Source organism: Mycolicibacterium alvei (genome assembly GCF_010727325.1).
GTDB lineage: Bacteria > Actinomycetota > Actinomycetes > Mycobacteriales > Mycobacteriaceae > Mycobacterium > Mycobacterium alvei.
On sequence record NZ_AP022565.1, the window covers coordinates 2,764,497 to 2,787,009 of the forward strand.

Sequence of the window (22,513 nt, forward strand, 5' to 3'; positions counted from 1 at the left end):
CCCGGACCGATTTGCTTAGAGTAGGGAGCTACTCGAATGTCAGTGGGTAGCACTCCCGCAGCCGCTCGATCCACCATTGCCGTCGCTGCGGCGTCGCGGCCAGGCCGGACAGCCGCGCGGGATCGGGCACCACGGTCCCGACGGGCAGGTACCCGTCGACCGGCGCCGGAACCTCGGCGACGTCCTCCACGAAGAATCCTCCCGTGCCCAGCCCGCACGCGTGCACCAGCTCGGGCAGCGCGGCGGCGGCGAGCAGTCCCCGCGCGATGCCCACCGCCGAATCCAGGGCGCTGGACACCACGATCGGGATGTCGATCTGCGCGGCGATGTCGAGCATCCGCGAGACCCCGCCCAGCGGCGCCACCTTGAGCACCGCGACGTCCGCGGCGCGGGCCCGCACCACCCGCAGCGGATCGGAGGCCTTGCGGATCGATTCGTCGGCGGCGATCGGCACATCCACCCGGCGGCGCAACGCGGCCAATTCCTCGACCGTCGCGCACGGCTGTTCCAGATACTCCAGCGGCCCGTCGGCGGTCAGCGCCGCGGCGGCGGCCACGGCCTGCGGCAACGTCCAGCCGCCGTTGGCGTCGACCCGCACCACCGGAACCTGCGCGCGCACCGCGTCGACCCGCGCGACGTCGTCGGCCAGTGTCTGCCCCGGTTCGGCGACCTTGACCTTGGCCGTGCGTGCGCCCGGGAACCGGGCCAGCACCTCGGGCACCTGGGCGGCAGGGACCGCAGGCACGGTGGCGTTGATCGGGACGCGGTCGCGGTGCACCACCGGGGCCGGCCGGTAGGCGGCCTCGATCCCGGCCGCCAACCATGCCGCGGCCTCGGGCGCCTCGTATTCGGGGAATGCGCCGAACTCACCCCAGCCGGCCGGGCCGTCGATCAGTGCGACTTCACGAACCGTGATGCCGCGGAAGCGGACCCGCATCGGCAGGGCGACGACGTGAAGGCGCTCCAAGAGGTCGTCCAGCTCCGGCAACACCCCTCCATAGTGCCTCACACCGTGGTGCGGTCGCGGCCCTCCCAGTAGGGCTTGCGCAGATCCTTCTTGAGGATCTTGCCGGTGGGGTTGCGGGGCAGCTCGTCGACGATGTCGACCGACTTGGGGCACTTGTAGGCGGCCAGATGTTCGCGGGCGAACGCGATCAGATCCGATTCGGACACGTCTCCGTCCAGTGTCACAACGGCTTTCACCGACTCGCCCCATTTCTCGTCGGGCACGCCGATCACCGCGACCTCACTGACCGCGGGATGTTCGGCCAGCACCCGCTCGACCTCGATCGAGTAGATGTTCTCGCCGCCGGAGATGATCATGTCCTTGAGCCGGTCTTCGACGAAGATGTAGCCACCGTCGTCGACGCGGCCGATGTCGCCGGTGCGGAACCAGCCCTCGGGCGTGATCGATTCCGCCGTGTCGTCGGGCCGGTTCAGGTAGCCCTTCATCAATTGTGGCGAGCGGAACCACAATTCACCCTGTTCGCCGACGGGCACCTCGTCACCGGTGTCGGGGTCGACCACCCTGACCTCGGAGCCGGGGACCACGGTGCCCGCGCTCATCAGCCGCGCTTCACTGGCCTCGCGGTGATCGTCGGGCCCCAGCCGGCTGATCGCCCCCGACACCTCGGTCAGCCCGTAGACCTGGATGAACTCCGTCTCCGGCCACGCTGCCAGCGCAGAACGCAACAGCGGCAACGGCATCGGCGACGCGCCGTAGGCGAAGGTCTTCAGCGCCCCGAACAGCTTGACCGCATCGTCGCCGGTCTCGAACACCTTGGACAGCACGGCCGGCACGAGGAACGTCCGGTTCGCTCCGGCGAGGATTCCGCCGGCCAACGCCATGCCGTCGATATCGCGGGTCATGTACGACGGCGCCCCGTGGTGCAGGCCCCACTGCATGTAGGACGAGCCGCCGACATGGAACAGCGGCATCGCCACCAGGCTCTTGTCGCCGTCGCCGAGTGGCCAGCCCTCGAACGCGTTGAGGGTGTGGGCGATGACGTTGGAGTGGGTGAGCGCGATGCCCTTGGGCCGGCCCGTGGTGCCCGAGGAGTACATGACGATGGCCGTGTCCTCGGGCGTCACCTCCGGTGAACGGTCCACCGGCGACGCCCCGGCGAGCAGCGCCTCGTATTCGTCCCCGTCACCGCCCTCGGGCGTGACGGTGACGATGTGCTCGACGGCGGTGAGCCGGTCGGCGATCGCGTCGATACCCGGCCGCAACTCCTCACCGACCACGAGCACCTTGGCCCCGCAGTCGTTGAGCACGTAATCCAACTCGTCGGCCGCCAGCCGGAAGTTGATGATCGCGTTGCCCGCCCCGAGCATCCCGGCCGCGAGTGTCATCTCCACGCACGCCGGGTGGTTCTTGTCCAGGAAGGCGACGACGTCGCCGCGGCCGACACCCCACGCACTCAGCGCGCCGGCCAACCGCCGGACCCGGTCATACCACTGCGACCAGGTCCAGGTGCGGCCCAGATAGGTGACCGCCTCCTCGTCAGGTTTGGTCGCTGCCCAGTGCGCAGCGCGCTCGTCGAGGAACTTCGGAGGCGGCAAATCGGACATCACCTGAGCGTGCCACGGCGCGCGGAACGTCAACCGGCTTTCGGATAAACCTGCCGCCCGGCCAGGAACGTGGCCCGTACCTCCAGGTCCGCGATGCTCGCCGGGTCCGTCACCCGGGGATCGGCCGAGACGATCACCAGATCGGCGTACTTCCCGACTTCGAGCGAGCCGATCACATTGTCGGAGAACAACTGCCACGCCGCATCGATAGTCTGCGCCCGGATCCCCTGCTCGACGGTGAGCCGCTCCTCGGGGGCCAGTACCCGCCCGCTCGGCGCGGTCCGGGTGACCGCCACGCTGATGTTGCGCAGGGGCTCCTCCGGTGTCACCGGCGGATCGTTGTGCAGGGAGATCCGCATGCCGGTCGCCACCGCCGAGCCCGCGGGCATCCACCGGCCACCGTGCTCGGGGCCGAACAGTCCGTCGACGAGGACGTCGCCCCAGTAGTGCAGATGGTCGACGAACAGGCTGCAGGTGACCCCGAGGGCATGGGCACGCTGCAACTGGGCGGGCGTGATGGCACCGACGTGTTCCAGCCGCAGCCGGTGATCGTCACGGGGCCAGCGCTCCAGAGCTTCCTGGTAGACGTCGAGGATGGTGTCGACCCCGGCATCACCGTGCACGTGACAGGCCAGCTGCCAGCCCTGCGGAAAGAACGTGCCGACGATCTCGCTGAGCTGCTCTCGCGTGTAATTGGCGTGGCCACAGGACCCCGGCACCACGCCGATGGTCCGGGTGGCGTCGGTGTCCAGATACGGGAACGTCAGGTCGATGTTGCCGACCCAGGGTGACCCGTCGACCCAGATCTTGATACCGATCTGACGCACCACGTCGTCGCCGTCGAACGGAGTGGCCTCGGTGTGCAGTGCCGCGGTGGACATCTCGTAGGTGCGCAGCCGCACCGTCAGCTGGTCGTGCAGCTGCGCGAGCAACGGCCGGAACATCGGGTCGAGCGCCATCTCCGAGCATGTGGTCAATCCGGCCCGGTTCAGCCGCGCGCATTCGGCGGCCAGCATCGCCGGATAGTCACTCGCCGAGATGGCGCCGCCGAGCAGCGGAAACACCGCCCCGGTTTCCTCGGCCGTGCCGTCGAGTTCACCCTCGGCGGTGCGGCCGTATTTCGCGCCCTTGGGGTCCGGGGTATCGCGGGTGAGCCCGGCGCGGCGGGCCGCCGCCGTGTTGAAGAAGGCCTTGTGACCGGAGTTGTGCACGATCACCAACGGCGTCTCGGGCGCGATCCGGTCCAGCCAGTCCAGGCTGGGCTCGGGTAACCCGTTCTGCAGCAACGGATCCCAACCGTTCAGGAATGCTCCGTCGGTTCCGCGCCGGGCCACCTCGGCGGTGACGGCGTCGAGCACTTCTTGCGCGTCGGCCAGCGTCACCGGACGGATGTCGACGATGCGGCCCGACAACGCCACCGCCTCCATCAACGGATGGCCGTGCGCCTCAACGAAACCCGGCAGGACACAGCCGTCGACCTCGCGAACGTCGGTGCCCGGACCCACCCAGCCGGCCACCTCGGCCCGGGAGCCGACGGCGACGATGCGCCCACCGGAGACCGCGAGCGCCTCGGCGGTGGGTTGCGAGTCGTCGACCGTGAGGATGGTGCCGTAGAGGACGAGATCAGCTGTCGCGTTCGGACTGCCCATGCCCGCGATGTTAGGGCTGGTGAGATACGTCCGGAAGAAATTCTGCGCGTCATGTCGATTTCCGGGGGTTGCCAATCGACGTGGTTACGAGGGCACGATGAACGGGCCCCTTCCCGACGCACGAAGGAGACACACAATGTCGCGCTACATGCTGATCATGCGGTCCACCCCCGAGGCCGAGGCCGCGATGGTCGAGGAGAACGTCGACTTCAACGAGGTCATCGCCCAGATGGGTCGCTACAACGAAGAGCTGATCAAAGCCGGTGTGATGCTGGCCGGCGAGGGCCTGACCGAGCCCGAGGAGGGCTTCGTCGTCGATTTCAACGCCGATCCCCCGGTGGTGACCGACGGCCCCTACACCGAGGCCAAGGAACTGTTCAACGGGTTCTGGATCCTCGAGGTGTCCTCGAAAGAGGAGGCCAAGCAGTGGGCCCGGAAATGCCCGCTGGGCTGCGGCGTGAAACTGGAGGTCCGCCGGGTCAGCGAGACCGAGGAGTTCCCGCAGGACAACGAGTGGGTTCAGAAAGAGATCCAGTGGAAGGCCGACCTGGCCGAAAAGGTGGCCAAGGTCGCCCGCGCGGCGGCCGATCGCTGATCGGAGCACAAGCCCCGGCGGTCCCTAACCCGCCGGGGCTCGGCTCCGCCCCCCACATCTGACGACATTAAGCAGCGCCGACCATGTCGACACGCGTAGCGCACTACCTGTGTTTCGCTCCGCAATGACCTCGTGTTACACCCACATCGGGGGATCGGCTCAACAATTTCTGGAACACGTTCTAATCTGTAGTCCATGAGTGATGCGTTGCTGCACCATCCCATCCATTCCGGTCACCTCACCGTCGGTGCGCTCAAGCGCAACAAGGACAAACCCGTGCTGTTCCTCGGCGACACCACCCTGACCGGTGGTGAGCTCGCGGAACGCATCAGCCAGTACATTCAGGCGTTCGAAGCGCTCGGTGCGGGCACCGACGCAGGCGTCGGCCTGCTGTCACTGAACCGCCCCGAGGTGCTGATGATCATCGGCGCCGGCCAGACCCAGGGGTACCGGCGCACGGCACTACACCCTCTCGGTTCGCTGGACGACCATGCCTACGTGCTGTCCGACGCCGAGGTGAGCACCCTGATCATCGACCCGACGCCGGCCTTCGTGGAGCGGGCTCTGGGACTGCTGGAGAAGGTGCCGTCGCTGCGGCAGGTGCTGACGATCGGCCCGGTGCCCGAGGCGCTGGCCGCCGCCGGCGCGTCGGTCTCCGACCTGACGGCCGAGGCCGCCAAGTACTCCCCCGTGCCACTGGTGGCCGCAGAACTGGCCCCCGACCACGTCGGCGGGCTGACCTACACCGGCGGCACCACCGGCAAGCCCAAGGGCGTGATGGGCACGGTGCGTTCGATCTCCACGATGACGACCATCCAGCTCGCCGAGTGGGAGTGGCCCGAGAACCCGCGCTTCCTGATGTGCACCCCGCTGTCGCATGCCGGCGCGGCGTTCTTCACGCCGACGATCGTCAAGGGCGGCGAACTGGTGGTGCTGACCAAGTTCGACCCGGCCGAGGTGCTGCGGGTGATCGAGGAGCAGCGCATCACCGCGACCATGCTGGTGCCGTCGATGATCTACGCGCTGATGGACCACCCCGATTCCCACACCCGCGACCTGTCGTCGCTGGAGACCGTCTACTACGGCGCCTCGGCGATGAACCCGGTGCGGCTGGCCGAGGCGCTCAAGCGGTTCGGGCCGATCTTCGCGCAGTACTACGGCCAGTCCGAAGCCCCGATGGTGATCTCCTACCTCGGCAAGAAGGACCACGACGAGAAGCGGCTGACCTCCTGCGGCCGGCCCACCCTGTTCGCGCGCACCGCGCTGCTGGACGCGTCCGGCCAGCCTGTTGCGCAGGGCGAGGTCGGCGAGATCTGCGTGTCCGGGCCGCTGCTGGCCGGCGGCTACTGGAAGCTGCCCGAGGCCACCGCGGATACGTTCAAGGACGGCTGGCTGCACACCGGCGACATGGCCCGCGAGGACGAGGACGGCTACTGGTTCATCGTCGACCGGGTCAAGGACATGATCGTCACCGGCGGGTTCAACGTGTTCCCGCGCGAGGTGGAAGATGTTGTGGCCGAACATCCTTCGGTGGCGCAGGTGTGTGTGATCGGCACGCCCGACGAGAAGTGGGGCGAGGCCGTGACCGCGGTGATCGTGCTGCGTCCCGACGCTGACTCCGGCGAGGAGGCCGTGGCGCGCGTGACCGCCGAGATCCAGGCCGCGGTCAAGGACCGCAAGGGCTCGGTGCAGTCGCCCAAGCAGGTTGTCGTCGTCGACTCCGTGCCGGTGACCGCACTCGGCAAGCCCGACAAGAAGGCCGTCCGGGCCCAGTTCTGGGAGGGCTCCGCCCGCTCGATCGGCTGAGTTTCTCTGCGCGAGCAGACATAGAACTGCCCTTTTCCGTTGGAAAATGGGCAGTTTTGTGTCTGGTCGGCACAATGGCGACGTGGCCGACATGCGTGGGACGCTCAACGCGGTCTGGCGGATGGAGGCGGCCAAGATCCTGGCCACGCTGACCCGGACCGTCGGCGACGTCGGGCTGGCCGAGGATCTCGCATCCGACGCCCTGCTCGACGCGCTCACGCAATGGCCGCAGACCGGCGTGCCACGCAATCCCGGCGCCTGGCTGACCACGGTGGCCAAACGCAAGGCCATCGACCACTGGCGACGCGCGGAGAACCTCGACGCCAAATATGCGGTGCTGGCCCATGATCTGGCCGAGCATGTCGACGAGGCCTGGGACCCCGACCGGATCGACGACGATGTCCTGCGACTGATCTTCATCGCCGCCCACCCGGTGTTGTCGCGTGAGGCCCAGGTCGCGCTGACGTTGCGCATGGTGGGCGGGTTGAGCACCGACGAGATCGCCCGGGCGTTCCTGACGTCGACCGCCACGACGGCCGCGCGCATCACCCGGGCCAAAAAGGCCCTGACCCAGGCCAACCCACCCTTCGAGGTACCACCGCGCGACGAGTATCCCCAACGGCTCTCCGCGGTGCTGTCGGTGCTCTATCTGATCTACAACGAGGGCTACTCGGCGTCCGCCGGAAAACGCTGGATCCGCGACGAATTGTGTACCGAGGCATTGCGATTGGGCCGTGTGCTGGCCGCACTGGTCCCCGACGAACCCGAGGTCCACGGCTTGGTGGCCTTGATGGAATTCCAGTCCTCACGGTTCGGGGCCCGCACCGATGCCGACTGCCGGCCCATCCTGCTGGAGGACCAGAACCGGGCCCGCTGGGACCGGGCCCAGATCCAACGCGGCACCGCGGCCCTCGAACGCTCCGGTGCCGCACGGCAGCAGCGCGGATGGGGACCGTATGCGCTGCAGGCCGCGCTCGCCGAATGCCACGCGATCGCTCCGACCGCCGCCGACACCGACTGGGCGCGCATCGTCGCCCTGTACGACGCGCTGCTGCAGATCGCGCCCTCCCCCGTCGTGCAACTCAACCGGGCGGTCGCCGTCGCGATGCACTCGGGCCCCGAGGAGGCACTCGCGATCGTCGACGGCATCGAGGGGCTGGACGGCTCGTACCTGCTGCCCAGCGTGCGCGGCGAGTTGCTGTCCCGCCTCGGCCGGCATCCCGAGGCGGCCGAACAGTTCGACCGGGCCGCGGCCCTGACCGAGAACGAACGCGAGCGAGAGGTGCTGGCGGACAAGGCCATCCACGAACGCACCTGATCCCGGACGGGATCGTGGCACGATGGCGGACATGGTGTCGGCCGTCTTGTTCGACTTCTCCGGGACCCTGTTCCGCCTGGAGGAGGACGAAAGTTGGTTCGCCGGGATGGCCGTCGACGAACGCGCGGTCGACGGCCATGTCCAGAGCGAGCTGATGCGCCGACTCACCGCCCCGACCGGACGTTCCGTGGCGATGACCGACGAGCAGTACCGGGCCTGGGCCAACCGCGACCTGGCGCCGCATCTGCACCGTGAGGCCTATCTGCACGTGCTGCGGGAATCCGGCTTGCCCGACCATCACGCCGAATCGCTGTACGACCGGGTGATCGACCCGGCCAGCTGGACCGCCTACCCTGACACCGCCCGGGTGTTCAAAAACCTGAAGGCACAAGGACTCCGGACAGCCGTCGTCTCCAACATCGCCTTCGACGTGCGGCCGGCGTTCACCACGATCGGCGCCGCCGAACATGTCGACGAGTTCGTGCTGTCCTTCGAAGTCGGCGCGGTCAAACCCGACCCGGCGATCTTCACCACGGCGCTGCAACGCCTCGGCGTGCCGGCGCAGGACGCCCTGATGGTCGGCGACAGCGAGGAGGCCGACGGCGGTGCCCGTGCCGTCGGCTGCCGGTTCGCACTGGTCGACCCGCTGCCCACCGCCGAGCGGCCCGACGGCCTCATCGCGGCCCTGCAGGGCGTCGGTATCCGCGCCTAGTGTGGGGTCATGGCTGACGACCGCATGCGGCCACCGTGGTGGCTGAAGTACGTCAACAAGGTGATGATCGGGCTGAACAAGCTCGGCGTCGGCGGTGACAAGGGTCCGGTGGTGCTGACCGTGCCGGGCCGCAAGTCCGGGAAACCCCGGTCGACGCCGGTGACGCCGATGACCGTCGACGGGCACCGCTACATCGTCAGCGGGCTGCCGAAGGGCGACTGGGCCGCCAATGCCCGCGCGGCCGGTGCGGCCACGGTGCACCAGGGCCGTCGTGACCAGCGGGTACGGATGGTGGAAATGCCCGTCGAGCAGGCCCGCCCGCTGCTACGCCAATTCCCGATCCTGGTGCCGACGGGGGTGGGTTTCATGCGCAACCTCGGACTGGTGACCGGGCCCCACCCCGACGAATTCGAGGCCCTGGCCGGACGCTGCCCGGTGTTCCGGCTGGACCCGATCTGACCCGTCAGCTCACAGGTGCGGGGCCTCCTTGATCTTGGAGTCCTGCTTGCCCACGGTCTGGCAGAAGGTCTGCGCCGCCAACCGCGTTCCGGTGATCTCCAGCTGCGAGGCGTCCGCGCCCTTCTCGTCCTTGAGCATCTTGGCCACCGCGTCGTTCTGCGTCTTCTCGTCCTGGCCGATGAAGTCCTTGCACTTGGTGTCCCCGCCGGTGATCGCGGGTGAACATCCGACGAGCACCGAACCCGCAACCGCACCCGCCATCAACACCTTTGCCAACTTCGTCATCGTGGCTCTCCCTCGTCTGGTGACGCGCCGTACGCGTCATCGCGCCGGATTTGGTACCCCGCGACGGTACCTGTGAAACCTCTGGATTCGTTCGCTCTACAGTCGAGCACGTGAGTGCAGACAACCCGTTCGACCCGACAGTCTGGGAGCCGGTGCCCGGCTTCGACGATCTGACCGACATCACCTACCACCGTCACGTCGCCGACGGCGCCCGGCAGCCCACGGTGCGGATCGCGTTCGACCGACCCGAGGTACGCAACGCGTTCCGGCCCCACACCGTCGACGAGCTGTACCGCGTGCTCGACCACGCCCGGATGTCCCCCGATGTCGGCGTGGTGCTGCTGACCGGCAACGGCCCGTCGGAAAAAGACGGCGGCTGGGCCTTCTGCTCCGGCGGCGATCAGCGCATCCGCGGCCGGTCCGGCTACCAGTACGCGGACGGGGAGACCGCCGAGACCGTGGATCCGGCGCGGGCCGGGCGGCTGCACATCCTCGAGGTCCAGCGGCTCATCCGGTTCATGCCGAAGGTGGTGATCTGCCTGGTCAACGGGTGGGCGGCCGGCGGCGGGCACAGCCTGCACGTCACGTGCGACCTGACCCTGGCCAGCCGCCAGCACGCCAAGTTCAAGCAGACCGACGCCGACGTAGGCAGCTTCGACGGCGGGTTCGGCAGCGCCTACCTGGCCCGCCAGACCGGCCAGAAGTTCGCCCGCGAGATCTTCTTCCTGGGCCGCGCCTACGACGCCGAGACCATGTATCAGATGGGCGCGGTGAACGACGTCGTCGACCACGCTGACCTGGAGTCCGTCGGTCTGCAGTGGGCCGCCGAGATCAACGGCAAGTCACCGCAGGCCATCCGGATGCTGAAGTTCTCGTTCAACCTGATCGACGACGGCCTGGTGGGCCAGCAGGTGTTCGCCGGGGAGGCCACCCGCTTGGCCTACATGACCGACGAGGCCGTCGAGGGCCGGGATTCCTTCCTGGAGAAGCGCGACCCGGACTGGAGCGGTTTCCCGCGCTACTTCTGAGTGATTTGGGTGCGTTTGGTAACGGTCAGCGACACCAGACGCACCCAAATCGCGGGGTCAGAACCGGAAAGCAGTCTGACCGTGCGGGGATTTCGCGAACGCCAGCACCTTCGCCGGGGTGACCCGGTAGACGATCGCGGCCTGACCCTGCGGTTCGAAAACCTCGTCGTCGCAGTCGAAGTCCCAATCGTCACCGTATTTCGCCCGGTAGGCGTCGGCGAGCGCCTTCAGCCGGTCACGTCCGGTCACGCGCGCGGCGGTGCCCTCGACCACGACGTCGAGGCCGGAGTTCCACGTATTGGTTCCGGTGGTGACGACGACGTCCGTGCCGGCCTGCAGGTTGTGGGCCTTCTGTTCGGTGGACCCGGTGCAGAACACGAACGTGTCGTCGACCCACACCCCGACCAACGGCGTGACGTGGGGTCGCCCGTCGCCGCGCACGGTCGTGAGCCAGTACAGGCCGGCCGCGGCGAGAGCGCCCGCGGTGGACTCCCAACTCGTCGCCTCGGTCGCCTCACTGAAGCGCTGGTCAAGCTTGCCGGTGATCGTCATAGCCATATCGACTCGGGAGGCGCCCACAAGTCATCGCAGAAAGGTAGGCGACCTAAACTCACCGCATGAGTAAGAACCCGCTGCGTCGGCTGTCCGAACAGGTGCTGCTGACCAGCATGCGTCCGCCACTGACCGAACGGCTACAGGCCCGTGCCGACATCGACGTCGCAGGCAAGCGGATCCTGTTGACCGGCGCCTCGTCGGGTATCGGCGAGGCTGCGGCCGAGAAGTTCGCCGCGAAGGGCGCGACCGTGGTCGCGGTGGCCCGCCGCCAGGAACTGCTCGAGGATCTGGTCGGACGGATCTCCGCCAAGGGCGGCGACGCCCGCGCCCATGCGGTCGACCTGTCCGACCTGGACGCCGTCGACGAGTTGGTGGCCACCGTGGAACGCGACCTGGGCGGCGTCGACATCCTGATCAACAATGCGGGCCGTTCGATCCGGCGTCCGCTGGCCGAATCGCTGGAGCGCTGGCACGACGTCGAACGCACCATGACGCTCAACTACTACTCCCCGCTGCGGCTCATCCGCGGACTGGCCCCGGGCATGCGCGAGCGTCGCGACGGGCACATCATCAACGTCGCCACCTGGGGCGTGATGAACGAATCCTCGCCGCTGTTCGCCGTGTACAACGCCTCCAAGGCGGCCCTGGCCGCGGTCAGCCGGGTCATCGAAACCGAATGGGCCGCCGTCGGTGTGCATTCCACGACGCTGTACTACCCGTTGGTGAAGACCCCGATGATCGCCCCCACCCGCGCCTATGACGGGCTGCCCGGACTGTCTGCCGCCGAGGCCGCCGAGTGGATGCTCACCGCGGTGCGCACCCGCCCGGTTCAGATCGCACCGCGAATGGCGGTGACGGCCAAGGCCCTCAACACCGTGGCACCCGGACTGGTCGACGCCGTGATGAAACGGCAACGGGTCCAGCCGGTCTGACGTGTCATGCCGCGGCCGGTCCGGCCGCGGTGGTAGACAAGGATCATGGAAATCCTGGCCAGCCGGATGTTGATCCGGCCGGTCGACTACCCGAAGTCGGTCGAGTTCTACCGCGACCGGATCGGTCTGGCCATCGCGCGTGAATACGGTGCCGGCACAGTGTTTTACGCGGGGCAGTCACTGATCGAGTTGGCCGGCCACGGCGCTCCGTCGGCAGGCGGCAGTCTCTGGCTGCAGGTGCGCGACGTCTACGCCACCCAGGCCGAGCTGGAAGGCCGCGGAGTGACGATCGCCCGGCCCGCGACCCAGGAGCCGTGGGGTCTGCACGAGATGCACGTGACCGACCCCGACGGCATCACCCTGATTTTCGTCCAGGTGCCCGACACCCATCCGCTGCGCCGGGACACCCGCGACTAGGTTTGCGCGACGAACGCTGCTCAGCGCGCCGGTGTCGACAGTGGCCAACCCACCGAGGCCAGCCGCGCGGCGACCTGGTTGATCTCTTCGGGGTTGGGTTCCTTCTCGATGACGTTGTGCACCGCGACGTGGATCTCGTCGTCGGTGATCGGTCGGGCCCCGTCACTGGACCGCAGGATGTCGTGGGTGGCCTTGACGACCTCGTCCTCGGTGAGTGATCGGGTCAGCAGCGCCAGCAGCGCGAAGTGGTCCTTGTGCGGCACCCCTTCGGGATAACCGGCACGCAGCCAGCGCAGCACGTTGTCCAGGAAGCTCGCCTCGGCCATGACGCTCACCTCACTTCGTGGGCAGGAACGGGAACAGGTCGACACCGGTGTGGTGGATGATCGTGGTCCGCGTGATCCACGCGATGGCCACCAGAATCACCACACCGACCAGGGCGAACAACGCCAGGCCGAGGAACCTCAGGGCCGCGTTGGGGGCATGGGTGGTGCCGTCGGCGTCCACACCGCCGTCACCGTTGGAGTAGGCCACGAGTCCCGCGGCGAACACCGCAGGCAGGCCGGCGCCGAGGATCAGCCCGACCACGAGAACCTTGAGAATGGCTTCCAGATAAGTCATTGCGATTCCTTGTGTCAGACCGCAGCCTTGTCGGCCCCGGACGTTGCGGTACCGGCAGGCTTGTCACTGTTCGGGGTGGAGTTGGACGCCTCACGCAACTCGGCGGGCACCACCGAGTTGGTGGAGTGGTCCCAATCGGCGTTGACGTTGCTGGGGTCGACCTTCTGCTGCTGGGCGCGCCACCACATGTAACCGGACAGGGCGACCAGCACCAGGAAGATCAGCCCGTCACCGGCGAGCGACGAGGACGTCAGCGACTCGATACCGTGCGACAGCCAGAAGGCCAGCGCGCCGACGAAACCCGCGGCGGGCAGCGTGACCAGCCAGGCCACGGCCATGCGGCCGGCGACCGCCCAACGCACCTCGGCGGCGGGCTTGCCCACGCCGCTGCCCAGGATCGAACCGGTCGCCACGTGGGTGGTGGACAGGGCCATACCGGCGGCACTCGAGCTCAGGATGATCGCGGCCGACGACGCCTCGGCCGCCAGACCCTGCGGGGATTCGATCTCCACCAGGCCCTTGCCCAGGGTGCGGATGACCCGCCAGCCGCCGATGTAGGTGCCCAGGCCGATGGCCAGCGCGCACGAGGCGATGATCCAGAACGGCAGACCGTTGTTCTTCACGTCCCCGCTGAGGTGGCCGGTGGTGATCAGGGCCAGCGCGATGACACCCATGGTCTTCTGCGCATCGTTGGTTCCGTGGGAGAGCGCGACGAGCGAGGCGGTGGCGATCTGGCCCCAGCGGAAGCCCGCTTCGCGACGCTTCTGCGCGACGTTGCGCGTGATCCGGTAGACGAGCCAGGTGCCGCAGCACGCCACCAGGCAGGCGATCACGGGTGCGGCCACCGCCGGGATGAGCACCTTCTGGCTGACGCCGGACCAGTTCACCCCGGCCAGGCCGATGGCCGCCAGGCCGGCACCGATCAGGCCACCGAACAGGGCATGCGACGAGCTCGACGGGATACCGAACAGCCAGGTCAGCAGATTCCACAGGATGCCGCCGATCAGGCCGGCGAAGATGATCGTCAGCCCGGTCGAGGCATCGATCGAGGGGATCAGGGCTCCGGTAGTGGAGTCCTGGATCTTGAGCACCGAGCTCGTGACGGTGATCGCGACTTCGACCGACAGAAATGCACCGACCAGGTTCAACACGCCGGCGAGCAGCACCGCCGTCTTCGGCTTGAGAGCGCGGGTGGCGATCGAGGTGGCCATGGCGTTACCGGTGTCGTGAAAGCCGTTGGTGAAGTCAAAAGCCAGTGCTGTTGCTATCAATAGCACCAGGACGATCAGCTCAGAGCTCATGGCGGTAATTCTGTCGGACCGCAGGTGTATTTGACCAGCCGGAAACACCTTGCTGAGCTGGTAATTCGGATAGGCTCCGGATGAGTTCACCCAGTGTTCACCTGCGCAACGCGCACTGTTTGCCGGGGCCATTTGCCGATCCCGGAGCAGCCGATAAATTCGTTGCAAGCCAGAGTCGGCCGGCAGCACTACGATCAATGCCGTCTTCCGGTTCCTGTCCCGCCGAATCGGGGACAGCAGCCTCGGGGTGCACCATCAGGAGTAGGCGCAGTGAACGAATTTCTCGCGAAGATCGCGGCCTGGCTGAACGCCGGGTACCCCGACGGGGTGCCCGGACCAGACCGGGTGCCGCTGTTGGCACTACTGACCCGGCGACTGACCAACGACGAAGTCAAAGCCGTCGCACGGGATCTCATCGATCGCGGTGACTTCGATCACATCGACATCGGTGTGCTGATCACCCAGATCACCGACGAACTGCCCCGCGTCCAGGATGTCGAGCGGGTCCGGGAACGACTCGCCGCCAAGGGTTGGCCGTTGGACGATCCGCGCGAAACCGAGGGCTCGCTCGACACCGACGAAGCCCGCAACAACGGCGTCGACCCGAAAGACGCAGGGGGCCCGGCATAGCCGTCCTGCGCCCCGTCGCCGTCGGATCCGCGACGGACACGTTGGCGGCGGCCCTCGACGACGTCCTGACCGGAAACGGGTCGGCGATCCTGCCGGTGCCCGCCGACGACGAACGTCAGAGGTCCCTGCTGACAACGACTTTGCGCGCCGGCGAGGAAATCGACGACGACGTTGCCGTGGTGATCTCGACCTCGGGCACCACCGGTGAACCCAAGGGCGCGATGCTGACCGCGGCGGCGTTGCGATCCAGCGCCGAGTCGACGCACGCCCGGTTGGGCGGCGCGGGGCGGTGGCTGCTCGCCCTGCCCGCCTACCACATTGCCGGCCTGCAGGTCCTGGTCCGCAGCACACTCGCAGGCACCACGCCCGTCGCTGTCTCGGCCTCCTTCGACCCGAGCGAATTACCTTCTGCGGTAGCTGCTTTGGGCAGTGGCCGACGCTACGCGTCGCTGGTGGCGGTGCAATTGGACAAGTCGCTGCGTGATCCGGGCGCGGCGGAAGCACTGGCCGACCTCGACGCCGTGCTGATCGGCGGCGGGCCCATGCCCGCGGGTGTCGCCGACCGCGCCGAGGCGGCCGGGGTGCACGTCGTGCGCACCTACGGGATGAGCGAGACCGCCGGCGGCTGCGTGTACGACGGCGTGGCGCTCGACGGGGTGAACGTGCGCGTGGACAATTCGCGCATCCTGCTCGGCGGCGCCACCGTCGCCAAGGGGTATCGCAACACGATCACCCCCGATCCGTTCGCCGAGCCCGACTGGTTCCGCACTGATGACCTTGGCACCGTGGATGATTCGGGCGTGTTGCGGGTCCTGGGCCGGGTCGACGACGCGGTCAGCACCGGCGGTTTGACGGTGCTGCCACAACTGGTCGAATCGGCACTGGCCGGCCACCCGGCGATCGCCGAGTGTGCGGTGTTCGGAGTGCCCGATGAGCGGCTCGGACAGCGGGTGGCCGCCGCACTGGTCCTGACCCCCGGTTCGTCGGCCCCCGATGTGGCCGAGTTGTGTGGCCACGTGGCGCAAACGCTGGATGCCACCGCGGCACCGCGGGAGGTGCACGTCGTCGACGAGTTACCCCGGCGCGGCATCGGCAAGGTGGACCGCCGGGCGCTCATGGCGCGATTCGGTGAGCGATAAACCATTCGCCACCGCAGGCATGATGGAGGCATGCGCCGAGAAGTGACCTCAGTGGACGACCTGCGTGCCCTCGTCGGCCACCCCACCGCGGCCGCCGTCAACAAGGTGACGGCCAGACTGTCGGAGGCACAGCAGGTCTGGCTCAAGCAGTCACCGCTGGGTTTCGTGGCCACCACCGATGCACAGGGCCGCGTCGACGTCTCCCCCAAGGGTGACCCGCCCGGTTTCGTCCACATCATCGACGACACCACGATCGCGATCCCGGAACGGCCCGGCAACCGGCGCGCCGACGGCTACCTCAACGTCCTGGAACGCCCACACGTCGGCACCGTGTTCGTCATCCCCGGCCGCGGCGACACCTTGCGGATCAACGGCACCGCGCAGATCCTTTCCGATGCCGACTATTTCGACACCATGGCGGTGAACGGCAAGCGACCGATCCTGGCCCTGGAGATCGCCGTCGACGAGGTCTTCTTCCACTGCCCCAAGGCATTCCTGCGCTCGGACACGTGGAAGCCCGAGACCTGGAATCCGACGGCGGCGCCCTCGGTGGCCCAGATGGCCAAGGAGTTCAAACCCGATCAGAGCCGGGCCGAACTCGACGAGTACTACCGCGAGGACAATCTGCGCAAGATCCTCTACTGAACCGGTTTCACCAGGATCGCCCGCGTGTAGAGCAGCTGAAAACCTCGGCGCTGCACGTTGTTCTGAGACTTCGAGCCGGGTGCCGTCGTCACCACGGCGATCTCGCATCCGGCGTCGGCAGCCTCGGCCAGCCGCGCCGCCAGCAGCGCGGCCTGCACACCGCGGCGCCGGTGGGCCGGCGCCGTCGCCGCCCCGCACAGCTGCGCGATCCCGTCGGCCCGCCGCATCATCCCGCCACCGGCCACGACTCCGTCACGGAGCGCGACATACGCTGTGGCGCCAGCTTTTTCGATGTCCCGCTCGGCTCGCTCGAGAATGTCGGCCGGGAACTGTTCATGGCTGACCGGACCGTCGTCGGGATGGGCGAACCCCTCCACCACGACATTCACCCAGGCAGTGAGGTCCTCGGCCCGGCGCACCTGTACGTCCGACGCCGGCGAGCGCTCGTCCCCCACCGGCCTGCCGAGCACATTCTCGAATTCGACGAGCCGATAACCGCGGCCCGACAACAGGGCGGCGATCTCGGGATCGGCCAGGTTGGACAGTTCCACCCGGGTTTCGCTGCCTCGGGCCGCGAAGGCCCGTTCGATCTCGCCCAGCACCGCCTCGTCGGGGACACCTTCGAAGCCGAGTCCGACCACCTTGTTCATCGGTGAATCCGTCTCGGCGAAACAGGCGAATCCGCCGGCCACCGGCAACACCAACCCGTCGGCACCACGGTCCCCGGCCGCGTGCGTCGCCGCCACGATCAGACCCGCCTCGGCCTTCTCGATGCGCCGGGCCAGATCGACACCGCAGAACAACTGCGCCCCGTCCGCCCGCGGGTTCCCGTTGCTCACCGCGGCGGCCCGGCCGGCGCCCACGTCCTCATCGCGGCGTCGAGCGCTTCACCGTCGAGCGCTTGCACCGGAATGGGTGACTGACCCGGCTGACAACGCATGCCTTCCAGCAGGATGGCAACGTAGCGACGCCAGAGCTCGGGGTCGACATGCCCGGCGAACTCGCTCACCGTGCCGGACAACAACCCGAGGAGCGGCATGTCCGTCGACGACAGTTCCGGACGTAGATGACCGTCGCGCTGCGCCCGCTCGACGAGCGCGGTCAACACCGGGACGAGACCTTCCTGGCAGGCCTTCACCCGGTCGCCGCCGTAGACCTTGCTGAACGCGATTTCCCGTAGCCCTCGATCGGTCGCGGTGATCTCACACATGCTCGCGACGTACCACGCGAACCCTGACCACGAATCTTCGTGTTGCAGTGCAGTTTTGGCCAGTGCGGTGAGCTGCTCCATGCCGTCGACGAAGATCGCCTCGATCAGCTCCTCCTTGGTGGCGAACCGCCGATACACGGTGCCCGCCCCGACGTTGGCGTGACGCGCCACGTCGTTCAGCGTGGCTTCGAGGCCTTTCTCGGCAAACAGTTCCCGTGCCGCGGTCAACACCCGCTGCCGATTGCGCTCGGCATCTCTGCGCAGCACACGGCGTGTCTCCTCGGTCATATCCCACAGCCTAAGTGATGGATCTCATAAGTGGATTGAAACTATCCACTTATTCCGCTAACTTTACGCGACGAACTGCGTAGGCTGCCGAATACCCAGGTCGTAGCGAGGCGCAACGAACGTTTGGGAGACCACATTGATTGCCGTCCAGGCACGACGACACGTCACCGCCCTCCACTCGCAACCGCAATGCTGAAGGTCATCCGCCGAATCTGGCTCCCCTTCCTGATCGTCATCGCGATGGGGGCCGGGGTGCTGATCGTGATGAACGTCCGCAAGGTCTTCGGCGCGCATCCGGTCATCATCACCGAGACCACATCGGACAATGCCGAGGACTTCAATCCCAAGGTCGTGAAGTACGAGATCTTCGGTACCGGCGGCACTGCCGTCATCAACTACATGGACCTCGAAGGCAGACCTCAGCGCACCGGAACCGTGCCCCTGCCATGGACCGTGACGCTGCAGACCACGTTGCCGTCGGTGCAGCCCAACATCATGGCGCAAGGTGACGGGGACAGCATCAGCTGCCGGGTCACCGTCGACGACGAGGTCAAAGAAGAGAGAACGGCTACTGGATTGAACGCACAGACCTTCTGCTTTGTGAAGGCAGCATGAGCGGCCCCAGGGGAGAAACCCCCACCGACGAGACCCCGACCGACGCCATTGCCACCGGGCGCCACTCGGCACCTGAGCGCCCGCTGATCCCGCGCCTCATCCGAACGTTCGCCCTGCCGATCATCCTGGCGTGGATCGTGATCGTCGCGCTGCTCAACACCGTCGTCCCGCAACTCGAGGTCGTCGGGAAGATGCGCGCAGTGTCGATGAGCCCCAACGACGCACCGTCGATGATCGCCATCAAAGAGGTCGGCAAGAAGTTCCAGGAGTACGACACCAGCAGCTCGGTGATGGTGGTGCTCGAAGGCGACAAGCCACTGGGCCTCGAGGCGCACATCTTCTACGACCAGATGGTGCGCGACCTGCGCGCCGACACCACCCACGTACAGCATGTGCAGGACTTCTGGGGCGACACCCTGACCGCCAAGGGCGCCCAGAGCCGCGACGGCAAGGCCGCCTACGTGCAGGTCTACATCGCCGGCGACCAGGGTGAGACGCTCGCCAACGAGTCCGTCGAGGCGGTGCGGCGCATCGCCACCGAAAGCCCCGCACCTGACGGCGTGAAGGCGTACGTCACCGGGTCCGCGGCATCGAGCACCGACCAGAACATCGTCGGCGACGAGAGCATGAAGCTCATCGAGTTCGTCACGTTCGGCGTCATCGCGGTGATGCTGCTGGGCGTGTACCGGTCGATCATCACGACGCTGATCGTGCTGGGCATGGTCCTACTCGAATTGTCCGGCGCCCGTGGGATGGTCGCGTTGCTGGGCTATCACAACTTCTTCGGTCTCACGACGTTCGCCACCAACATGCTGGTGACCCTGGCCATCGCCGCGGCCACCGACTACGCAATCTTCCTCATCGGCCGATATCACGAAGCCCGAAGATCCGGCGAGGACAAAGAAGCGGCCTACTACGACATGTTCCACGGCACGGCCCACGTCGTGCTCGCGTCGGGCCTGACCATCGCCGGCGCGACGCTGTGCCTGCACTTCACCCGCCTGCCGTACTTCCAGACCATGGGCATCCCGCTGGCGGTCGGCATGGTGGTCGTGGTCGCCATGGCGCTGACCCTGGGGCCGGCCGTCATCTCGGTGTTCGGCCGATTCGGCAAGATACTGGAGCCCAAGCGGCATTCGAAGTCCCGCGGATGGCACCGCGTCGGTACCGCCACGGTCCGCTGGCCGGGCGCAATCCTGGTGTGCGCCATCGTCGCTGCGTTGATCGGCCTGCTCGCCCTGCCCGGCTACCACACCACCTACAACGACCGCATCTTCCTGCCCAAGGACGTGGGGACGAACGTCGGGTACGACGCGGCGTTCCGCCACTTCTCGCAGGCGAAGATGAACCCGGACCTGATGATGATCGAGTCCGATCGCGATCTGCGGAACCCGGCCGACTTCCTGGTGATCGACAAGATCGCCAAGGCCCTCAAGAACGTGCACGGCATCGCCCAGGTGCAGACCATCACCCGTCCCGACGGCGAGCCGATCAAGCACTCGACGATCCCCTACGCGCTGGGCCAGAGCGGCACGACCCAGTTGATGAACAACGACTACGCGCAGGCCAATCTGCAGAATCTGCTCGACCAGGCCGACGACCTGCAGACCAGCATCGACGCCATGACCGAGATGATGAGCATCCAGACGGATCTGGCCGCGGTGTCACAGAGCATGGCCGACAAGATGAAGACGACGTCGGGCGACATGAACGACGTCCGGGATCACCTGGCCGACTTCGACGACCAGTTCCGGCCGCTGCGCAACTACCTCTACTGGGAACCGCACTGCTTCGACATCCCGATCTGCTGGTCGATGCGGTCGGTCTTCGATTCACTCGACGGCATCAACAAGTTGTCCGACGACTTCCAGGACCTGGTTCCCGACATGCAGCGCATGGCGGACCTGATGCCGAAGATGGTCGCCACCATGCCGCGGCAGATCCAGTCGATGAAGCATCAGAAAGAGCTGCTGCTCAACCAGTACCAGGTGCAGAAGGCCCAGCAGGACCAGACGATGGCGATGCAGAACACCGCCACCGCCATGAGCGAGGCGTTCGACACGGCCAAGAACGACGATTCGTTCTACCTGCCGCCGGAGGCGTTCGAGACCGCCGACTTCCAGCGGGGCCTCAAGCTGTTCATGTCGCCCGACGGACATGCGGTGCGGCTCACCATCATTCACCAGGGTGATCCGCTGACCCCCGAAGGCACCGCACGCATCGAACCGCTCAAGATCGCGGCGGCCGACGCCATCAAGGGAACCCCGCTCGAGGGTGCCAAGATCTACCTCGGCGGCAGCTCGGCGACCTACCACGACATGCAGTTGGGTGCGGACTACGACCTGATCATCGTCGCCGCGGCGGCACTGATCCTGATCTTCATCATCATGTTGGTGCTCACCCGGGCCGTGGTGGCCTCCGCGGTGATCGTCGGCACCGTGGTGCTCAGTCTCGCCTCGGCCTTCGGACTGTCGGTGCTGCTGTGGCAACACATCGTGGGAATCCCGTTGCACTGGATGGTGATGCCGATGTCGGTCATCGTCCTGCTGGCCGTCGGCGCGGACTACAACCTCCTGCTCGTCGCACGAATAAAGGAGGAGATCCACGCCGGGCTGAAGACCGGAATCATCCGGGCCATGGTCGGCACCGGCGCCGTGGTGACGTCGGCGGGCTTGGTCTTCGCGTTCACCATGGCCTCGATGGCGGTCAGCAGTTTGATCGTTATCGGTCAGGTCGGCACCACGATCGGCTTAGGCTTGCTGTTCGACACCCTCGTGGTTCGGTCGTTGATGACGCCGTCCATCGCCACGCTCCTCGGGCGCTGGTTCTGGTGGCCTCAGCACGTCCGTCAACGTCCGGTGCCGAAACCCTGGCCGAAACCCGTCCAACGAGATCCCGAGGAGGCCCTGACCTGATGAAACGCCTCATCATCGCCCTGTCGATCTGTGCCGCAGCCGGTCTGGCCGTCTCGGCGCCGGCCTATGCCGATCCCGATACCGATTTCGCCAACGAGTTGCACACCTTCGGCATCTACGGGCAGCGTGACTACAACGCCTGGATCGGCAAGATCATGTGCAAACGACTGCGCAACGGCGTCGACCACACTGCCCAGGACTCGGTGAAGTTCGTCAAGAAGCAACTGGCCAAGGACAGCAGCGACGCCCAGGCCTGGCAGTTCACCGGCACCGCCATCAACTACTACTGCCCCGATCAGCGTGGCGTCTACGAACGGGCCGCGCACTAACCGACTTTGGGAGCACCATGTCCAACCGCACCAGCGTCAAAACCCTGATCCGCACCGGCGTCGCCGCCTGCGCCGTGGCCGGCAGCCTGGCCACCGCAGGCATCGTCAACGCCGACGCGACCGACGACTACCCGATCCCCAACCGGATCCTGCGCACCCCCTGCACCGCCGAACAGATCATGGCCGCCGCCCGCGACGTCGAACCCGTCTACTACGAGCGCTACATGATCGACTACAACAACAAGCCCGTCGCCGACCAGCAGGGCGCCCAGGACCGCATCCACTGGTTCTTCTCCATGGACTACGCCGGCCGCCGCCAGTACTCCGAGAACATGGCCACCAACGCCTTCTTCGAGAACATGTCCTGGCGCTGGCCCAACTGGGCCAAGCTGTTCTTCAACAACAAGGGCGTCGCGGCCAACACCACCGACATCTGCCAGAACTACCCACCCAACGACATGTCGGTGTGGAACTGGCGCTGACGCACGCGCGT

Annotated in this window: 25 protein-coding genes; 15 read left to right on the forward strand and 10 right to left on the reverse strand. The window is 67.1% G+C overall.

Annotated features, from left to right (window positions below):
- Positions 1 to 28: 28 nt before the first annotated feature.
- The 3 genes from G6N44_RS13215 to G6N44_RS13225 form a co-directional block, all read right to left on the reverse strand.
- A complete protein-coding gene (locus G6N44_RS13215) occupies positions 29 to 937 on the reverse strand; it encodes an o-succinylbenzoate synthase (protein WP_235683081.1) in 909 nt (302 codons plus the stop codon).
- 68 nt (positions 938 to 1,005) lie between these two features.
- Positions 1,006 to 2,571, reverse strand: a complete 1,566-nt coding sequence (locus G6N44_RS13220) for a long-chain-fatty-acid--CoA ligase (RefSeq protein ID WP_163664626.1) — start codon at positions 2,569 to 2,571, stop codon at positions 1,006 to 1,008.
- 29 nt (positions 2,572 to 2,600) lie between these two features.
- A complete protein-coding gene (locus G6N44_RS13225) occupies positions 2,601 to 4,220 on the reverse strand; it encodes an amidohydrolase (protein WP_163664628.1) in 1,620 nt (539 codons plus the stop codon).
- 136 nt (positions 4,221 to 4,356) lie between these two features.
- Here G6N44_RS13225 and G6N44_RS13230 point away from each other — a divergent pair, with 136 nt between their 5' ends.
- The 5 genes from G6N44_RS13230 (at position 4,357) to G6N44_RS13250 (ending at position 9,110) form a co-directional block, all read left to right on the forward strand.
- On the forward strand, positions 4,357 to 4,815 hold the full coding sequence (locus G6N44_RS13230; RefSeq protein WP_163664629.1) for a YciI family protein: 459 nt from the start codon (positions 4,357 to 4,359) through the stop codon (positions 4,813 to 4,815).
- A 195-nt stretch (positions 4,816 to 5,010) separates the two neighbouring features.
- Positions 5,011 to 6,621 (forward strand): fatty-acid--CoA ligase FadD8, encoded by a 1,611-nt coding sequence (fadD8, locus tag G6N44_RS13235; protein ID WP_163664631.1) that lies wholly within the window; start codon positions 5,011 to 5,013, stop codon positions 6,619 to 6,621.
- A gap of 91 nt (positions 6,622 to 6,712) precedes the next feature.
- Positions 6,713 to 7,939, forward strand: a complete 1,227-nt coding sequence (locus G6N44_RS13240; protein ID WP_235683082.1) for an RNA polymerase sigma factor — start codon at positions 6,713 to 6,715, stop codon at positions 7,937 to 7,939.
- A 22-nt stretch (positions 7,940 to 7,961) separates the two neighbouring features.
- Complete coding sequence (locus tag G6N44_RS13245; protein ID WP_163664635.1) at positions 7,962 to 8,651, forward strand: HAD family hydrolase; 690 nt, start codon at positions 7,962 to 7,964, stop codon at positions 8,649 to 8,651.
- Between the two features lie 9 nt (positions 8,652 to 8,660).
- Positions 8,661 to 9,110 (forward strand): nitroreductase family deazaflavin-dependent oxidoreductase, encoded by a 450-nt coding sequence (locus tag G6N44_RS13250; RefSeq protein WP_163664637.1) that lies wholly within the window; start codon positions 8,661 to 8,663, stop codon positions 9,108 to 9,110.
- A 9-nt stretch (positions 9,111 to 9,119) separates the two neighbouring features.
- On the opposite strand, the gene G6N44_RS13255 is transcribed toward G6N44_RS13250, so the two are convergent.
- Entirely contained in the window at positions 9,120 to 9,395 is a 276-nt protein-coding gene (locus G6N44_RS13255) for a hypothetical protein (protein WP_163664639.1), read from the reverse strand.
- Positions 9,396 to 9,505: 110 nt separating this feature from the next.
- Here G6N44_RS13255 and G6N44_RS13260 point away from each other — a divergent pair, with 110 nt between their 5' ends.
- Positions 9,506 to 10,423 (forward strand): 1,4-dihydroxy-2-naphthoyl-CoA synthase, encoded by a 918-nt coding sequence (locus G6N44_RS13260; RefSeq protein ID WP_163664641.1) that lies wholly within the window; start codon positions 9,506 to 9,508, stop codon positions 10,421 to 10,423.
- Between the two features lie 57 nt (positions 10,424 to 10,480).
- Here the strand turns inward: G6N44_RS13260 and G6N44_RS13265 are convergent, their stop codons facing one another.
- The gene (locus G6N44_RS13265) at positions 10,481 to 10,975 is read right to left on the reverse strand and encodes a pyridoxamine 5'-phosphate oxidase family protein (RefSeq protein WP_163664643.1); all 495 of its coding nucleotides are present in this window, start codon (positions 10,973 to 10,975) and stop codon (positions 10,481 to 10,483) included.
- A gap of 65 nt (positions 10,976 to 11,040) precedes the next feature.
- On the opposite strand from G6N44_RS13265, the gene G6N44_RS13270 reads away from it, so the two are divergent.
- Positions 11,041 to 11,910, forward strand: a complete 870-nt coding sequence (locus G6N44_RS13270; RefSeq protein ID WP_163664645.1) for an SDR family oxidoreductase — start codon at positions 11,041 to 11,043, stop codon at positions 11,908 to 11,910.
- Positions 11,911 to 11,955: 45 nt separating this feature from the next.
- Positions 11,956 to 12,327 (forward strand): VOC family protein, encoded by a 372-nt coding sequence (locus G6N44_RS13275; RefSeq protein ID WP_163664647.1) that lies wholly within the window; start codon positions 11,956 to 11,958, stop codon positions 12,325 to 12,327.
- 20 nt (positions 12,328 to 12,347) lie between these two features.
- On the opposite strand, the gene G6N44_RS13280 is transcribed toward G6N44_RS13275, so the two are convergent.
- Genes G6N44_RS13280 through G6N44_RS13290 form a run of 3 tightly spaced genes read right to left on the reverse strand, consistent with a single transcriptional unit; the run spans position 12,348 to position 14,249 of the window.
- Positions 12,348 to 12,653 carry a DUF3349 domain-containing protein gene (locus G6N44_RS13280; RefSeq protein WP_163664649.1) on the reverse strand — a complete coding sequence of 102 codons (306 nt, stop codon included), beginning with the start codon at positions 12,651 to 12,653 and terminating at the stop codon, positions 12,348 to 12,350.
- Positions 12,654 to 12,663: 10 nt separating this feature from the next.
- A complete protein-coding gene (locus G6N44_RS13285; protein WP_163664651.1) occupies positions 12,664 to 12,948 on the reverse strand; it encodes a hypothetical protein in 285 nt (94 codons plus the stop codon).
- 14 nt (positions 12,949 to 12,962) lie between these two features.
- Complete coding sequence (locus G6N44_RS13290; RefSeq protein WP_163664653.1) at positions 12,963 to 14,249, reverse strand: inorganic phosphate transporter; 1,287 nt, start codon at positions 14,247 to 14,249, stop codon at positions 12,963 to 12,965.
- Positions 14,250 to 14,519: 270 nt separating this feature from the next.
- On the opposite strand from G6N44_RS13290, the gene G6N44_RS13295 reads away from it, so the two are divergent.
- From G6N44_RS13295 to G6N44_RS13305, 3 genes are read left to right on the forward strand one after another with little or no spacing between them, the layout of a single operon-like run.
- Positions 14,520 to 14,879 (forward strand): DUF3349 domain-containing protein, encoded by a 360-nt coding sequence (locus G6N44_RS13295; protein WP_163664655.1) that lies wholly within the window; start codon positions 14,520 to 14,522, stop codon positions 14,877 to 14,879.
- 41 nt (positions 14,880 to 14,920) lie between these two features.
- Positions 14,921 to 16,018, forward strand: coding sequence for an o-succinylbenzoate--CoA ligase (gene menE, locus G6N44_RS13300; protein WP_163664657.1), 1,098 nt, complete (start codon positions 14,921 to 14,923; stop codon positions 16,016 to 16,018).
- Positions 16,019 to 16,048: 30 nt separating this feature from the next.
- Entirely contained in the window at positions 16,049 to 16,663 is a 615-nt protein-coding gene (locus G6N44_RS13305) for a pyridoxamine 5'-phosphate oxidase family protein (protein WP_163664659.1), read from the forward strand.
- Here G6N44_RS13305 and G6N44_RS13310 read toward each other — a convergent pair.
- A complete protein-coding gene (locus G6N44_RS13310; RefSeq protein WP_235683026.1) occupies positions 16,657 to 17,526 on the reverse strand; it encodes a GNAT family N-acetyltransferase in 870 nt (289 codons plus the stop codon). The two genes, G6N44_RS13305 and G6N44_RS13310, sit on opposite strands and share 7 nt — an antisense overlap.
- Positions 17,499 to 18,161 carry a TetR/AcrR family transcriptional regulator gene (locus G6N44_RS13315; protein WP_163664661.1) on the reverse strand — a complete coding sequence of 221 codons (663 nt, stop codon included), beginning with the start codon at positions 18,159 to 18,161 and terminating at the stop codon, positions 17,499 to 17,501. Before G6N44_RS13315 ends, G6N44_RS13310 begins: the two co-directional genes overlap by 28 nt.
- 189 nt (positions 18,162 to 18,350) lie before the next feature.
- On the opposite strand from G6N44_RS13315, the gene G6N44_RS13320 reads away from it, so the two are divergent.
- The 4 genes from G6N44_RS13320 to G6N44_RS13335 are packed head-to-tail and all read left to right on the forward strand — an operon-like array spanning position 18,351 to position 22,502.
- Positions 18,351 to 18,776: an MmpS family transport accessory protein gene (locus G6N44_RS13320; RefSeq protein ID WP_064848180.1), complete on the forward strand. Its 426-nt coding sequence runs from the start codon at positions 18,351 to 18,353 to the stop codon at positions 18,774 to 18,776.
- On the forward strand, positions 18,773 to 21,691 hold the full coding sequence (locus G6N44_RS13325; RefSeq protein ID WP_163664663.1) for an MMPL/RND family transporter: 2,919 nt from the start codon (positions 18,773 to 18,775) through the stop codon (positions 21,689 to 21,691). The genes G6N44_RS13320 and G6N44_RS13325 overlap by 4 nt, the downstream gene beginning before the upstream one ends.
- The gene (locus G6N44_RS13330) at positions 21,691 to 22,020 is read left to right on the forward strand and encodes a DUF732 domain-containing protein (protein WP_163664665.1); all 330 of its coding nucleotides are present in this window, start codon (positions 21,691 to 21,693) and stop codon (positions 22,018 to 22,020) included. The genes G6N44_RS13325 and G6N44_RS13330 overlap by 1 nt, the downstream gene beginning before the upstream one ends.
- A gap of 17 nt (positions 22,021 to 22,037) precedes the next feature.
- Complete coding sequence (locus G6N44_RS13335; RefSeq protein WP_163664667.1) at positions 22,038 to 22,502, forward strand: DUF5078 domain-containing protein; 465 nt, start codon at positions 22,038 to 22,040, stop codon at positions 22,500 to 22,502.
- Positions 22,503 to 22,513 lie beyond the last annotated feature (11 nt).

Coding starts and splice junctions, on each gene's coding strand:
- G6N44_RS13215 (WP_235683081.1), bottom strand. CDS start 937: ATGCGGGTCCGCTTCCGCGGCATCACGGTTCGTGAAGTCGCACTGATC.
- G6N44_RS13220 (WP_163664626.1), bottom strand. CDS start 2,571: ATGTCCGATTTGCCGCCTCCGAAGTTCCTCGACGAGCGCGCTGCGCAC.
- G6N44_RS13225 (WP_163664628.1), bottom strand. CDS start 4,220: ATGGGCAGTCCGAACGCGACAGCTGATCTCGTCCTCTACGGCACCATC.
- G6N44_RS13230 (WP_163664629.1), top strand. CDS start 4,357: ATGTCGCGCTACATGCTGATCATGCGGTCCACCCCCGAGGCCGAGGCC.
- fadD8 (WP_163664631.1), top strand. CDS start 5,011: ATGAGTGATGCGTTGCTGCACCATCCCATCCATTCCGGTCACCTCACC.
- G6N44_RS13240 (WP_235683082.1), top strand. CDS start 6,713: ATGCGTGGGACGCTCAACGCGGTCTGGCGGATGGAGGCGGCCAAGATC.
- G6N44_RS13245 (WP_163664635.1), top strand. CDS start 7,962: ATGGCGGACATGGTGTCGGCCGTCTTGTTCGACTTCTCCGGGACCCTG.
- G6N44_RS13250 (WP_163664637.1), top strand. CDS start 8,661: ATGGCTGACGACCGCATGCGGCCACCGTGGTGGCTGAAGTACGTCAAC.
- G6N44_RS13255 (WP_163664639.1), bottom strand. CDS start 9,395: ATGACGAAGTTGGCAAAGGTGTTGATGGCGGGTGCGGTTGCGGGTTCG.
- G6N44_RS13265 (WP_163664643.1), bottom strand. CDS start 10,975: ATGACGATCACCGGCAAGCTTGACCAGCGCTTCAGTGAGGCGACCGAG.
- G6N44_RS13270 (WP_163664645.1), top strand. CDS start 11,041: ATGAGTAAGAACCCGCTGCGTCGGCTGTCCGAACAGGTGCTGCTGACC.
- G6N44_RS13275 (WP_163664647.1), top strand. CDS start 11,956: ATGGAAATCCTGGCCAGCCGGATGTTGATCCGGCCGGTCGACTACCCG.
- G6N44_RS13280 (WP_163664649.1), bottom strand. CDS start 12,653: ATGGCCGAGGCGAGCTTCCTGGACAACGTGCTGCGCTGGCTGCGTGCC.
- G6N44_RS13285 (WP_163664651.1), bottom strand. CDS start 12,948: ATGACTTATCTGGAAGCCATTCTCAAGGTTCTCGTGGTCGGGCTGATC.
- G6N44_RS13290 (WP_163664653.1), bottom strand. CDS start 14,249: ATGAGCTCTGAGCTGATCGTCCTGGTGCTATTGATAGCAACAGCACTG.
- G6N44_RS13305 (WP_163664659.1), top strand. CDS start 16,049: ATGCGCCGAGAAGTGACCTCAGTGGACGACCTGCGTGCCCTCGTCGGC.
- G6N44_RS13315 (WP_163664661.1), bottom strand. CDS start 18,161: ATGACCGAGGAGACACGCCGTGTGCTGCGCAGAGATGCCGAGCGCAAT.
- G6N44_RS13320 (WP_064848180.1), top strand. CDS start 18,351: ATGCTGAAGGTCATCCGCCGAATCTGGCTCCCCTTCCTGATCGTCATC.
- G6N44_RS13325 (WP_163664663.1), top strand. CDS start 18,773: ATGAGCGGCCCCAGGGGAGAAACCCCCACCGACGAGACCCCGACCGAC.
- G6N44_RS13330 (WP_163664665.1), top strand. CDS start 21,691: ATGAAACGCCTCATCATCGCCCTGTCGATCTGTGCCGCAGCCGGTCTG.
- G6N44_RS13335 (WP_163664667.1), top strand. CDS start 22,038: ATGTCCAACCGCACCAGCGTCAAAACCCTGATCCGCACCGGCGTCGCC.